This window comes from Desulfitibacter alkalitolerans DSM 16504 (genome assembly GCF_000620305.1).
Lineage (GTDB): Bacteria > Bacillota > DSM-16504 > Desulfitibacterales > Desulfitibacteraceae > Desulfitibacter > Desulfitibacter alkalitolerans.
Map to the genome: position 1 here is coordinate 287,723 of NZ_KK211100.1, position 13,679 is coordinate 301,401.

12 protein-coding genes are annotated in these 13,679 nt (G+C 39.1%); all 12 read right to left on the reverse strand.

From position 1 onward, the window contains the following. Positions 1-2: 2 nt before the first annotated feature. Positions 3-1,229, reverse strand: a complete 1,227-nt coding sequence (gene ftsA / locus K364_RS0107055; RefSeq protein WP_028307444.1) for a cell division protein FtsA — start codon at positions 1,227-1,229, stop codon at positions 3-5. A gap of 88 nt (positions 1,230-1,317) precedes the next feature. Then, positions 1,318-1,647: a small basic family protein gene (locus K364_RS0107060; protein ID WP_028307445.1), complete on the reverse strand. Its 330-nt coding sequence runs from the start codon at positions 1,645-1,647 to the stop codon at positions 1,318-1,320. Between the two features lie 12 nt (positions 1,648-1,659). Continuing rightward, on the reverse strand, positions 1,660-2,415 hold the full coding sequence (locus tag K364_RS0107065; RefSeq protein WP_028307446.1) for a cell division protein FtsQ/DivIB: 756 nt from the start codon (positions 2,413-2,415) through the stop codon (positions 1,660-1,662). Between the two features lie 98 nt (positions 2,416-2,513). After that, positions 2,514-3,785, reverse strand: a complete 1,272-nt coding sequence (gene murA / locus K364_RS0107070) for a UDP-N-acetylglucosamine 1-carboxyvinyltransferase (protein ID WP_035268335.1) — start codon at positions 3,783-3,785, stop codon at positions 2,514-2,516. Positions 3,786-3,805: 20 nt separating this feature from the next. After that, entirely contained in the window at positions 3,806-4,711 is a 906-nt protein-coding gene (murB, locus tag K364_RS0107075) for a UDP-N-acetylmuramate dehydrogenase (RefSeq protein ID WP_028307448.1), read from the reverse strand. 5 nt (positions 4,712-4,716) lie between these two features. Next, positions 4,717-6,087, reverse strand: a complete 1,371-nt coding sequence (murC, locus tag K364_RS0107080) for a UDP-N-acetylmuramate--L-alanine ligase (protein WP_277995556.1) — start codon at positions 6,085-6,087, stop codon at positions 4,717-4,719. Positions 6,088-6,212: 125 nt separating this feature from the next. Then, the gene (murG, locus tag K364_RS0107085) at positions 6,213-7,322 is read right to left on the reverse strand and encodes an undecaprenyldiphospho-muramoylpentapeptide beta-N-acetylglucosaminyltransferase (protein ID WP_028307450.1); all 1,110 of its coding nucleotides are present in this window, start codon (positions 7,320-7,322) and stop codon (positions 6,213-6,215) included. Positions 7,323-7,335: 13 nt separating this feature from the next. Then, positions 7,336-8,436 (reverse strand): putative lipid II flippase FtsW, encoded by a 1,101-nt coding sequence (ftsW, locus tag K364_RS0107090; protein ID WP_028307451.1) that lies wholly within the window; start codon positions 8,434-8,436, stop codon positions 7,336-7,338. Between the two features lie 7 nt (positions 8,437-8,443). Beyond that, positions 8,444-9,808 (reverse strand): UDP-N-acetylmuramoyl-L-alanine--D-glutamate ligase, encoded by a 1,365-nt coding sequence (murD, locus tag K364_RS0107095; RefSeq protein ID WP_028307452.1) that lies wholly within the window; start codon positions 9,806-9,808, stop codon positions 8,444-8,446. A 12-nt stretch (positions 9,809-9,820) separates the two neighbouring features. Then, a complete protein-coding gene (mraY, locus tag K364_RS0107100; protein WP_028307453.1) occupies positions 9,821-10,774 on the reverse strand; it encodes a phospho-N-acetylmuramoyl-pentapeptide-transferase in 954 nt (317 codons plus the stop codon). 15 nt (positions 10,775-10,789) lie between these two features. Continuing rightward, on the reverse strand, positions 10,790-12,163 hold the full coding sequence (locus tag K364_RS0107105; protein WP_028307454.1) for a UDP-N-acetylmuramoyl-tripeptide--D-alanyl-D-alanine ligase: 1,374 nt from the start codon (positions 12,161-12,163) through the stop codon (positions 10,790-10,792). Between the two features lie 2 nt (positions 12,164-12,165). Next, positions 12,166-13,635, reverse strand: a complete 1,470-nt coding sequence (locus K364_RS0107110; protein ID WP_084295576.1) for a UDP-N-acetylmuramoyl-L-alanyl-D-glutamate--2,6-diaminopimelate ligase — start codon at positions 13,633-13,635, stop codon at positions 12,166-12,168. Positions 13,636-13,679 lie beyond the last annotated feature (44 nt).

Below are 13,679 nucleotides of genomic sequence, written 5' to 3' on the forward strand. Positions count from 1 at the left end.
CTCTAAAATAAGTCTTTAAACCAGCTTTTAATACTATTTATATAGCTCTTAAAATTATTATCACTATCAGCGGCAGCTTCTTGAGACGCCATTCTTCGTGACCCATATATTATTAACCCTATGCCGGTGGCATATCTAGGGTTGTTAACCATATCTATCATTCCACCCACATTACAAGGATACCCTATCCTAACAGGCATGTCCAAATGTTCTGCTGCTAATTCTGCTAGTCCATCCAAGCAGCAGCCTCCACCAGTAAAGATGACTCCTGCAGGGATAACTCCTTTAAAACCTGATGATTTTATTTCCTGCTTGATCATATGTAGTATTTCCTGCATTCGAGGCTCAATAATACTTGCCAAAACCTTTTTAGATACTTTCCTTTGCCCACCCACATTGGAGATGACAATATATTCTTCATCAGGCATCAGGTTGCTAAGCACACATCCATGCTCAATTTTTATCCTTTCAGCCTGGCTTAAAGGTATCCTTAAGCCCACAGCCAAATCACTTGTTACATGATAGGCGCCTACTGGCAGTATGGATGCAAACCATAATCCATCCTCATCAAAGAGAGAGATTTCAGTAGTTCCACCCCCAATATCAACAACCACAGAGGCTAAATCCCTTTCTACAGGCTGCAGTACTGCTTCAGATGATGCCAGTGGATTTAGTACAAAACCCTCAATATGCAATCCTGCCCTGGACACCGCTTTACCCAAATTCTGAATGGATGCACTAGCCCCAATGATAATACTTACCTCTACTTCAAGTCTTGACCCAACCATTCCTACAGGATCTAATATACCGTCATAACCATCTACCACGTACTGCCTTGGAATCACATGTAGAACTTCTTTATCTAAGGGTAGGTTTATTACCTTTGCTGCAGATACAGCCCTTTCCACATCTGCTACAGATATTTCCCCATCCTTATTGCCCACTGCTACAACACCCTTGTTGTTAACGGAATAAATGTGGGCTCCAGTTACTCCTACATAAGCTGACACAATCTTTTGTCCGCTCATTCTTTCCGCCGACTGAACAGCCTGGAGTATTGAGCGTGCAACCCCATCTATGTCCACAATAATACCTTTTCGCAACCCATTTGATGGACATTCGCCTATCCCAGTAATCTTAACCTCGCCTAATTCTGTTATTTCTCCTACCATTGCTGCAACTTTTGTGCTGCCTACATCTAAACCTACAACAATTCTATTCTGGGGCAACCTGTTTGCACCTCCATGGACCAACATCTATCCCAATAAAAAATTTCCACAACATATTATAAATACCTTTTTTTTCAAAAATGTTTTTTTATTTTTTTATAATTATCCGTCGAACTATAGCCAGGTTTTCAAAGAGACGAACACCAAAGGCAAAAACTGCAGCTAAGTAGAGTTCAACACCAATCTGTTCACCAATATATGCCAGGACCCCTGCAAAAAAAGTATTAGCAATAAATCCCGATACAAAAATTGCGTTATCGTACTTGCCCTCTAAATTTGCTCTAATTCCTCCAATAACCGAGTCAAATGCAGCTAACAGGGCGACAGACATATATTTTGCAAACCCAACAGGCACAGCAAAGGGCAGCTGCAATCCTAATATTATTCCTATTAACAGGCCAATTAAAGGTAACCACATTGTAAACATCCTTTACTTATATTTAATTACTGGCAGACCTGCAAAGCTTATATCAATATACTCCAACAAAGAAAGATTTCCTTCCTCCCTCTGTTTTAAGTATAGCTTTTCAAATACTGCTAGTTTTTCATGAATATTTTTTGAGTCTCCAATTTTAACCATAATACCCTCATTGGTATATAACCAGATGTCATTTTCTCCTGATGAAACATTTATTTCATTAAAATAAATGCTGTTTTCATCCCATATTTGCTCAGAAAGCTCAAGGGCTGCCTTTAAAGCCTTGTTATCTATTTTTTGACCATACGGTAGATTTTCTTCTAAGACTAGTCCAGTTATTAAAGGGAGATTAGAAAACTCCCTTATTGATTCCACATCCTGTATATAAAATCCTTTGATATCTACTAAAATAAATTTTTCCTGCGCAACAACGAGTGAGGCCGGCTCTCTCTCTTTTATGTAAATATATAGGGTACCTGGTAGTCGCTTTTCTACCTTAACCTCTTGTATCATGGGCAGAACTCTTAATCTATCTTCTATATGCTTTTCGTCTATATAAAATAGATTATTACCTATTGGCACATTAGCATTTTCCAGAATATACTCCTTATCCAGCCATTCATTGCCTGCAATAATTGCTTCTTTACAATTAAAAAAACTTGATTGTATAAACAGGAATAAAAATAAGGCCAGCAAAAGCACTATAACTGTAGTTTGCATAAATCGCGACTTTTTAGTATGTATTATCCTGTAAGCTTTTGGGGGCATTTTTTTGCCTCCTTTAATGCAGATTGACATAACCATATTATTACCATTATATCAGACAACTATGGCTAGTCCAATATGGCACTAAAAAAAGCAGCCGCTTAGCTGCTAAGAGAGTTGTTTACTCTAATAATTTTGGCCCCCAGGTTATTATACTTTCTTTCAAAATCCTCATATCCCCTATCGAGATAATGTATGTTCTCTATAACTGTAGCTTCTTCTGATACAAGACCAGCTAGGACTAGAGCACTTGCAGCTCTTAAATCTGTAGCTGCCACGAAGGCTCCTGTTAGTTTTTTAACTCCCTTAACAATTGCAATTCTACCTTCTACCTTTATTTCTGCACCAAGCCTTCTCAGTTCGTCAACGTGTTTGAATCTATTTTCAAAAATATTTTCTACAATTACTGAGGTCCCCTGAGCAAATGTTAACAGCACCATCATCTGAGGCTGTAAGTCTGTGGGAAAGCCTGGATATGGCAAGGTCTTAATATCCAAGGGTCTTATATGGGTGGTTCCCTGTACTCGAACCTGGTAGTCTCCTTCGTCAATTTGGCAGCCTGCGTCCTTTAGCTTGCTGGTAAGGGGAACCAGGTGATCAGTTATAACATTTTCCACTACAATGTCTCCCCCTGTAACTGCTGCAGCAATCATATGGGTACCTGCTTCAATTCTATCAGGAATAAGATAGTGCTCCACTGTGCCCAGCTTCTTAACACCGGTAATCTTGATGGTATCTGTTCCCGAGCCTCTTATCCTGGCACCCATAGAGTTCAAAAAGTTTTGCAAATCAACTATTTCAGGCTCCCTTGCTGCATTTTTAATAACTGTATCACCCGGTATCAAGCAGGCAGCCATTACCAGATTTTGAGTGGCACCAACACTTGGAAAATCCAGGTAAATTATTCCGCCCTGTAAATTAGCACCATTAGCTTCTATATAACCATGCCTTTCAACAACAACTGCATTTAATTTTTCAAATCCTTTAAGATGCAAATCTATTGGTCTAGAACCAATATTGCATCCTCCAGGGTATGCCACCTTAATAGAACCAAACTTGCCCAACATTGGTCCCATAAATAGACTTGATGCACGGATTTTTCGCACAATGCTTTCAGAAAACTCTTGTGGTTGAACATTAGAGGAATCTATTGTATAAACATTTCCCTCCTTCTTAACTTTTGCACCTAATATCTCCAGCATTTTAGTCATTTCCATTACATCTGATATAGACGGCACATCATGGATAACTACTTCCCTGTTGGACAGAATACTTGCAGCCATTATTGGAAGAACGGCGTTTTTGGAACCACTAACTCTTATCTTTCCAGATAGCTTTTTGCCTCCCACTACAACAAATTTATCTGTTTTCAATAAATCCACCCCCTGTCACTCTATCCTAATATACTGACCTCCGGCTCCAGGTGAATTCCGTAAAAGCTTTCAACGCAATGGATTGTTCTCTCCATTAGATTAAGTATATCCTCCGCTGTTGCATTCCCAGTATTTACTATGAAGTTTGCATGTTTATCAGAAATTTGTGCTCCTCCTATTGAAAATCCCTTTAAGCCAACTGATTCAATTAAATATCCAGCTGCATAGCCCTCTGGATTCTTAAACACGCTCCCTGCATTTGGCAGTCTTAATGGCTGCTTCTCAAGTCTGCTCTTTTGATGAAGATTCATGAGGTTTTTTATTTTAATCGGATCACCTTTAGCCAGTTCAAGACTACCGCCAACTATCACCTGAGCACCTCTTTGGAAACTGCTTTCACGATACTTAAAAACCATATCTCCTTTAGACAAGTTTTTAACTTCCCCTTCCATATCAACTACCTTTACTTCTTTAATCACCTCTCCAATAGATTTTCCCCAGGCCCCGGCATTCATTAAAATTGCACCTCCAAGGGATGCAGGAATCCCAACGGAAAACTCTAGCCCCGTAAGGTTATTTTGTAATGCATGCTTTGCCAGATAAGGCATGGTAACTCCAGCTTCAGCAAAAATACATGTTCCCTTAACCTCTACCTTTTCCAGCTTGGATGTGTTTATTACTATTCCCTTTATGCCCTTATCCTTAACCAATACGTTAGAGCCATTACCCAATACAACAATTGGAATGTTATGAGCCTTTGCAGTTTTAATTACCCAGGCAACCTTTTCAACTGTACTTGGAAATACTAGATATTCAGCTGGGCCACCAACCCTCCATGTAGTCCACCTACTCAATGGCTCATTGAAACGCAGTTCATCATCTGTAAGAATTTCCCTTAGCTGTCGAGAAATTATATCTTGTTTCATGTCTGCTACTCCCCCAAAACGTGAATAAGCTCCTTGCCCTTTTTCCATATATCCCCGGCACCTAATGTTAGAATTAAGTCACCAGCTTTGGTAGTCTTATGCAGAAAATCAATTAAGTCATCATATCCTTTATAGACTATTTTTTTATCAGGAAATCTCCTTTTTGCCTCCTGAAAGATTAATTCCCCACTAATACCTGGAATAGCCTTTTCTCCTGCCGCATATATATCAGTTATGACAACAAAATCTGCATCAGAAAATGAATTGCCAAATTCATGATAAAGCTGTTTTGTCCTGGAATAACGGTGAGGTTGAAATACAGCTACAACCCTTCCCTTATGTGCCTGCCGAGCTGCCTCTAAAGTAGCTCTAATCTCAGTAGGATGGTGAGCATAATCGTCTACCACTTTGACATTCTTCTCATGGCCTAATAGCTGAAAACGTCTTTCAACTCCTTTGAATTTTTTCAAAGCGGTTATTGCTTCATGGAAGCCAACACCAGCCTCCATGGCCACCCCTAGGGCTCCCAATGCGTTTATTATATTATGTTTACCAGTAATAGTAAGTTCCAATTTGCCAAGAAACTTATTCTGATAATATATATCTGATGAGCTGCCAGCAGCATTAAATAATAAATTCTTGGCAACAAAATCACTACTATCCTGTAAGCCATAGTATTTTAGCTTTCTATTTTGGGGTGCTTTAAGCTTCCTCGCAATTTCATCATCAATACCTATAAAAGCTGTGCCTCCTGGCGGTATCTGATTAATATATTGTTGAAAAGCATTTATAATACTCTCCATAGAACCATAATAATCTAAATGATCATCCTCAATGTTAGTTACCATTGCAATCTCGGGGAAAAGTTCTAGAAACGAGCCGTCACTCTCATCTGCTTCCGCTACAAGATATTCTCCCTTTCCCAGCTTTGCATTGGAGCAAAGGTTACACAATTCTCCACCCACTACTATAGTAGGATCATGCCCTGCATCTTCTAGTATAAGGGCAATCATGGAACTAGTTGTTGTTTTTCCGTGGGCTCCAGCTACAGCAATGCCCTTTTGAAGCTTCATGAGTTCCCCTAGAAGGGCACCTCTTTTTATAATCCTTATACCCATAGCCCTTGCCCTACTGATTTCCGGATTGGATACTGGTATAGCTGAAGAAATCACAACTAAATCACAAGATTCGGGCACATTATCTTCATGGTGGCCTATTTTTACTTGAGCTCCCATTTGGATAAGGCGCTCCACATACTTCGAGTCAGATAAATCAGACCCACTAACCTTAACTCCCTTTTGGATTAATATTTTTGCCAGGCCACTCATACCGGCTCCACCAATGCCAATGAAATGTACACTATTTATTCCATTCAAAATCATCACTCCCTTTTCCCACCAAGCAAAGTAACATAACTCACACCTCATACTATGCAAGTAATAATCTTTTTGTTACAAACAAAAAAATCCTAGGCTTGTCTATTAAAAATAAAAATATAAATCTATTTTATCACTTCCATAAACGCATTAATTATTTGATTTAGTGCATCAGGCTTGCCTAAGTCTCTAGAGGCTTTTTTCATGGACGCTAATTTCTTGCTATCCCCCAAGAGAGTATAAAGCTCTCTAAAAAGTTTTTCTCCAGTTAAATCAGTATCTTTAATAATAACTGCAGCTCCATTTTTCACAAGTGACCTGGCATTATGCTCCTGATGATTTTCAGTAGCATATGGATATGGAACAAGAATTGCCGGTATACCCAGGGCAGTTATTTCAGCTATAAAAGTGGCTCCTGCCCTGCCAATTACCAGGTCAGCCGCACCTAGGGCATCTTCCATATTATACATATATGGCTTAATGGTAATATTACCCATAACATCAGTGTTTATTCCTTGTTTTTTAAGTATCTCTATGATATTCTCATATCCCATTTCCCCAGTTATGAATATAAACTGAGCCTCGGCCATTTTTATCATTTTAGGTATAGCCTGGATTATTGCATTGTTTATACTCTGGGCACCTCTACTTCCTCCTGTTATTAAAACAGTTTTCTTTTTTGTGTCAAGTCCCAACCTTTCGTAACACGACTGTTTGCAGGCATTTAAAATTTCGGAACGAATAGGCAGCCCAGTTACCCTAAGCTTGGATTTATCTTTAAAATACTTTTTGCTATCCTCAAATGTTAAACAAATTCTTTTGGCTTTTGATGCTAGAAGTTTGTTTGTAATACCAGGATATGAGTTTTGTTCATGAATTAAAAGAGGCACCCCCATTTGAGAGCCCACCCATCCTACTGGTCCAGCTACATATCCCCCAGTTGAGACTATTGCATTAGGTTTAAAGGCCGATATAATCTTAAAGGATTGCCCCAGCCCTCTCATGAGTTTGATGCCGCTTTTCAGAGATTGCAAATTTAACCTTCGGGGTAATCCTTCAACTGTAATAAACTGATAATTAAACTCTGTTTTTGGAACAATATTTGCCTCTAAACCTTTTTTGGTACCCACATATAAAATATGGCAGTCTTTGTAAACCTCTTGCAGTCCCTTTGCTATGGCAAGGGCAGGGTATATATGACCACCTGTCCCACCACCAGTTACAATTATTTTCATTGCAAGACACCACCTAAGTACTTTTTGTATACCTGGATATACCCAGCAGTACTCCAACTCCTGCCAGGGTAAATACAAGACTTGAACCTCCATAGCTAATAAATGGCAGGGTTATACCAGTAACAGGCAAAGATCCAGTTACAACACCTATATTCATTAATGCCTGGAAGGATATCATTATTGTAACACCAGCTGCCACAAGACTAGTAAAGTAATCTGGTGCTGTAACTGCTATTTTAAAGCCTCTCCAGACAAATATTACAAATAGTATTAGAATAAACGCTGCACCAATAAAACCTAACTCCTCGCCAAGAATTGCATATATAAAATCTGTATGCCGTTCAGGAATATAGAGAAGCTTTTGCCTGCCATTGCCCAGACCCATTCCAAAAAGTCCCCCTGATCCAAGTGCCAAGAGGGACTGGATAGTCTGAAAGCCAGCACCAATGGGGTCTTCATAGGGATTAATGAACGCCATGATTCTTCTCAGTCTATATGGTTCTGCAATAATTGCAGCCACAACAGCTAAAAGGCCACCAACAGCAAGCAGTCCCAAGTGCAGTATTTTAGCCCCTGCAACTGCCAGCAGCAAATAGACTGTTCCAGCTACTGCAACTGCTGTACCAAGATCAGGCTGGGCCAAAATCAGGGCACATACAATACCCAATATAACCAGTTGGGGCAGTAATCCCTTTCCAAAGTACTTCAAATACTTTTGGTTAAGACTAAGGCTTTTAGCTACAAAAATTACCATGGCCAGTTTTACAATTTCTGAAGGCTGGAATACTATGCCTCCAAAGCCAATCCATCTGCCAGCACCACCACTTACCTTTCCTATTAGAAGGGTAAGCACTAACAATCCCAAAGTAATCAGTAAAATAGGAGCTGCAAATCTATAAAGAACCCTATAGTGAATATTCATGGCAAATACAAGAGCAATAAAACCAATGAATGCATTAATAAGCTGCCTTTTCAAATAAAAATACTGGTCCCCATGACTTAGTAAGGTTGAGTATGCGCTGGAGCTAAAAACCATTATGATTCCTATACTTAATAAAATAAGAGTAACAAAAAAAATGATAAAGTCGGGGGCGTGCCTGTTTTTATCTAACATCCATCTCTCACCCCATTGTCTTTTTGACTAAGTTTCGGAAGTGGTCTCCTCGTTCTTCATAATTCTTATACATATCCCAGCTGGCACAGGCAGGAGATAAAAGCACTACTCCTCCCTTAGAGGCTATATTTTTACTTAATTCCACAGCCTCCTGCAAATCCTTTACCTTATGGCAATCATTAATGCCAGTTTTTAACACGGCGTCTCTTATAGCTTCAGCAGTTTCTCCAAAAACAACTACCTTAACCTTAAGCCTGGTTAAAGTCTGAGCAAGTTCCTGAAATGAGCTTCCCTTATCCATTCCTCCAGCAATTAATACTATATCCCTGTCCATGTATGCTTCTAAAGCCTTAATTGTAGCCTCAGGATTTGTACCCTTGGAGTCATTAATGTATAAAACGCCATTTACCTCACCTACAGGCTCCAGCCTGTGGGGAACACCTGGAAAAGTTTTCAAACTATTGTACAGACCGTTTCTATCCAACCCTAAAGCCAAGGCAACACCAACTGCAGCCATTGAGTTTTCTAGGTTATGGGACCCTTTAATTCTAACCTGCTCCCACTCAATTATTTTTTCCGTCCTGGCCTTCCATTTAGCAATTATAATACCATCCTCTAAAAAAACACCTTGTTCTAATTTATGTTTTTTACTAAAAAATATTACCTTGCTTTTTATCTTTGATGAGAACCCTCTGCTTATACTATCATCATAGTTTAGTACTGCATAATCATGGCTGGTTTGGTTGCTGAATATGTTTCCCTTGGCAGCTATATAGTTCTCCATTGTTTTATGCCTATCCAAATGATCAGGTGTTATATTCAAAAGTACTGCAACCTTAGGGTGAAAGCTATGGATGGTCTCCAATTGGAAACTGCTAACCTCCACCACCAAGTATGTACTCCTATCTGCAGTAACTGCTTCTTTAACTAAAGGAATGCCAATATTGCCTGCCACCTTAACCTTATTGCCGGTTTTTTCTAAAATATCTCCAATGAGTGCTGTTGTAGTGGTTTTGCCATTTGTTCCTGTAACTGCTATAATAGGGGACTTTGTCATTGTATAGGCCAATTCAAGCTCACTCCATACAGGCAAGCCATGCTTATAGGCTTTGACAAGTGGGGAAGCTGATAGGGGAACACCCGGACTTGTCACAACCAGGTCGAACCTATCCTTGGATATTTCAGGTTCACGTCCTTCCAGGTAAAAATCAATATTTAAACCGGAAAGGGTTTTTAATTCCTCCAAGAGATTTTCCCTGGATTTCTGATCATATATGGTAACTAAAGCTCCTTGTTCTGCCAAAACTTTAGCAGCAGCTATCCCACTTCTAGCCATGCCAATTATTAGTATTTTTTTACTCCCTAAATCCATTCCCATTACCCCTTATAAATACTTGAGTAGTGCAACACCTAAAAAAGCAAATACTATAGATATTAAGTAAAAGATTAGTACTATTTTCCTTTCACCCCACCCCTTCAACTCATAATGATGGTGTAAGGGACTCATTAAAAACAATCTTTTACCAGTAGTTTTAAAGGAAATAACTTGTAGTATTACTGTAAAGGTCTCTACTACAAATATTCCTCCAATTACTGCCAGCAGGATCTCCGTTCTAGTCAATACTGCCAAAGTAGCGATTGCAGCTCCAATAGCTAAAGACCCAGTATCACCCATGAAAACCCTGGCAGGATAAGCGTTAAATACTAAAAACCCAATACATCCACCTGCTAAAGCAGCAGAAAAGATGGCGGTATGGTGATTATCTAGTATTATACTAACCATTAAAAAGCCCAGTGCTGCCACTGCTGATGTTCCCGCAGCAAGACCATCCAAACCATCTGTAAGATTTACTGCATTTGTTGTCCCCACCACTACAAAGGTTACAAAGGGCAGGTATAGCCACCCTAAATATAACTCTCCTACAAAGGGTATCCAAACATTGGTTCCTCTATCTAAAAATACAACGGCAATAAAGGCCAGAATTAGACTTAATAGGATCTGCCCAGCCAGCTTCCACCTTGCCTTTAGGCCTAAGGATCTTCTTAAGACTACTTTTAAATAATCATCTGTAAACCCTATTATTCCAAAGCCCAGGGTCATAAGAATTAATAAACCTGTACTAAGATTTGGAGGGGAAATGAAAAGACTTGCAATAATTATAGGGATTAGAAAAATCAGACCACCCATGGTTGGGGTGCCAGCCTTTCCAAAATGCCTTTTCGGCCCATCAGAACGAATTGTTTGACCAATTTTTAGACTACGTAAAATAGGTATGATTAGTGGGCCTAAAATAACTGTACTGATGGCAGCCACACCAAAAGTTACGAGATAGACCATGCTTTATGCTTCCCCCTATATAAGTTGTTTAACTATTTCCTCGATTTTTGCAGCTCTAGATCCCTTAAACAAAACAGTATCTCCCTGGGCAATGCTTTTTTTAAGAAATTCTGCTGCTTCATGGTTATCTGCAAAACTATATATTCTGTCCTCAGTCATGCCGCTATCCAGGGCACCTTGGGCAATGAACTTTCCAAGCTTTCCTATTGTAATTAGCAGGTCAACCCCATTATGACAAACATGCTTGCCTACTGCTAAGTGACCCTCTTTCTCATATTCTCCTAGTTCATACATATCGCCTAAAACAGCTACCCTTCTGGCCCCTTTTGCTGCAGATAAAATATCAATACTTGCTTTCATGGATATTGGATTTGCATTGTATGTATCATTTACCAGGATAACACCATTATCAAGGGTGATTTTCTCCAGCCTCTTTTCAGAAATAACTGCGGTTTTTAGTCCTTGTGAAATAGACTCTAAATCAAATCCTAGTTCATAGGCAACACCCACAGCAGCCAGGGAATTTAATATATTGTGTTTTCCGGGTAATTGAAGCTCCATGTCCTTGGTTTGACCGTTAATTATTAACTTAAACTTAGATTTATAAAAATTCATTTCAATAGCCTGAGCTTGATACCTGCAGCTATTGTTAAACCCGTAAAAATTAACCTCTGCTTCTGTCCAATCCTTCATCTTTATACACCAGGGGTCCTCTCCATTTAGGAATACCTTGCCTGATTTGCCTATATTTCTAACGAGTTCTCCCTTTGCAGATGCAATATTATCTATTGTTTTTAAGAGTTCAATATGTACAGGAGCCACATTTGTAACCACACCAATTGTTGGTCTAGCAATACCTGCCAGCTCATTTATTTGACCAAGGCCCCTCATACCCATTTCTACAACTACCGCCTGGGTAGCACTATTTATTTCAAGAAGGGTAAGAGGAAGTCCTATTTCATTGTTGAAACTTCCCTGGCTTTTAACAATATTTAGTTTTTGATGGAGAACAGCTGCTATTATATCCTTTGTACTAGTCTTGCCATTGCTTCCTGTTATAGCAATTACTGGAATATTATATTTACTTCTATGATAATGTGCCAGGTCCTGCAGGGCTTTTAAAGTGTCATCTACAAGAATAACTGGCATTGTAAGATTTGGCTTAAATTCCTGCCAGTAGCTTTTTTGTGCAAAAACTGCACAAGCGCCTCTTTCCTGTGCAGAAGCTAGAAAATCATGTCCATTAAATCTTTCTCCAATAAGGGGAATAAATAAATCTCCTTCACTAATGGTTCTGGTATCTGTTGAAACCTTTTTTATATCTATTGCCGCCTTAGTTTCATTGATTAGCTCTCCAAAAACAATCTTAGCTATTTCCTGCACCTTCATATTTACACCAACTTGTTTAAGAATTCTCTAGCTATTTCTCTATCGTCAAAGGGATAGGTTTTGCCTTTGATCTCCTGGTAGGTTTCATGTCCCTTGCCTGCAATGAGAACAAGATCTTCCCTCCGAGCCATTTGAATTGCTCTGCCTATAGCTTCTCTTCTATCAACTACAACCTCATAGGGAGCAGATAGCTTATCAAGTCCTGGCAGTATATCTCTAATAATTGCCTCTGGTTCCTCACTCCTTGGATTATCCGAGGTAACAATGCTATAATCACTATATCTAGCTACAGCTTCACCCATCAATGGCCTTTTTGTACGATCCCTATCTCCACCACACCCAAATACTGTTATTACTCGACCTTTTACAAATTTTTTGGCTGAAGTCAATACATTTTCCAAACTGTCAGGTGTATGAGCATAATCTACTATAACTGTAAAGTTTTGGTTAAGATCAACCTTTTCAAAACGCCCAGGGACTCCATTTACAGCCTCTAACCTTTCTTTAACAACTTCTGGAGCAACACCCTCCTGGTAACCAACCACAAATGCCGCTAATGAATTATAAACATTAAATAATCCTGTTATTTTTAAACTCATTTCAATACATCCATCAGGGTACTCTAACTTATAAGATACACCCTGGCCTCCAACATCAATGTTTTTTGCAGTAAAGTCACAATCTCCACCTGTACCATATGTGTAAACAGGCACTTGAGATCTGCTTTTAAAATACTCGTAGTATTGGTCGTCCCTATTAATAACTGCATACTGGGGTCTATCCTTTTTATCCCTTCCCAGCATTTCAAAAAGCTGTCCCTTTGCTTCTTTATAAGCATTTAAATCTTTATGAAAATCCATATGATCCTGTGACAAATTTGTATATACCCCTACATCAAAGGAGCTTTCCTTTACCCTCTTTAGATCTAAAGCATGAGATGATACCTCCATAACTCCATATGAAACATTTTCTTTTAGCATTTCATGAAACATCTGCTGCAGGTCCACTGCCTCAGGTGTTGTTCTATTAGCTGGAAGACTTTTATCACCAATCATATTACCAATGGTACCAATTAAGCCCACCTTGTGTTCCTTTTCAAGAATGTACTTGATTAAATACGTTGTGGTTGTCTTGCCGTTTGTACCTGTAACACCAATTAAGCCTAATTTTTTTGATGGATAATCATAAAAGTGGGCTGCCAGTGCTGCCATGGCATCCCTTGTATCCTTAACCTTTATTTGAGGTACATCCAACCCATCAAGATATCTTTCCACTAACAGAACTGATGCTCCCTGCCCAATGGCTTTGGCAGCATATAAATGCCCATCGGTTTTAAATCCAGGAACACAAATAAATAAGTCTCCAGGCATTACATATCTAGAATCATATTTTATACCTTTTATAGCTATTTGGTCTATAGGGCGAGATACTTCATATGAGTGTAAAGGTGTTAAAATATCCTGCAATTTCACCAAATCAACTCCTTACTACATCTTATTACTAAATTAACCTAAAT

Coding starts and splice junctions, on each gene's coding strand:
- K364_RS0107060 (WP_028307445.1), bottom strand. CDS start 1,647: ATGTGGTTACCTTTAATTGGCCTGTTAATAGGAATAATATTAGGATTG.
- K364_RS0107065 (WP_028307446.1), bottom strand. CDS start 2,415: ATGCCCCCAAAAGCTTACAGGATAATACATACTAAAAAGTCGCGATTT.
- murB (WP_028307448.1), bottom strand. CDS start 4,711: ATGAAACAAGATATAATTTCTCGACAGCTAAGGGAAATTCTTACAGAT.
- murG (WP_028307450.1), bottom strand. CDS start 7,322: ATGAAAATAATTGTAACTGGTGGTGGGACAGGTGGTCATATATACCCT.
- ftsW (WP_028307451.1), bottom strand. CDS start 8,436: ATGTTAGATAAAAACAGGCACGCCCCCGACTTTATCATTTTTTTTGTT.
- murD (WP_028307452.1), bottom strand. CDS start 9,808: ATGGATTTAGGGAGTAAAAAAATACTAATAATTGGCATGGCTAGAAGT.
- mraY (WP_028307453.1), bottom strand. CDS start 10,774: ATGGTCTATCTCGTAACTTTTGGTGTGGCTGCCATCAGTACAGTTATT.
- K364_RS0107105 (WP_028307454.1), bottom strand. CDS start 12,163: ATGAAGGTGCAGGAAATAGCTAAGATTGTTTTTGGAGAGCTAATCAAT.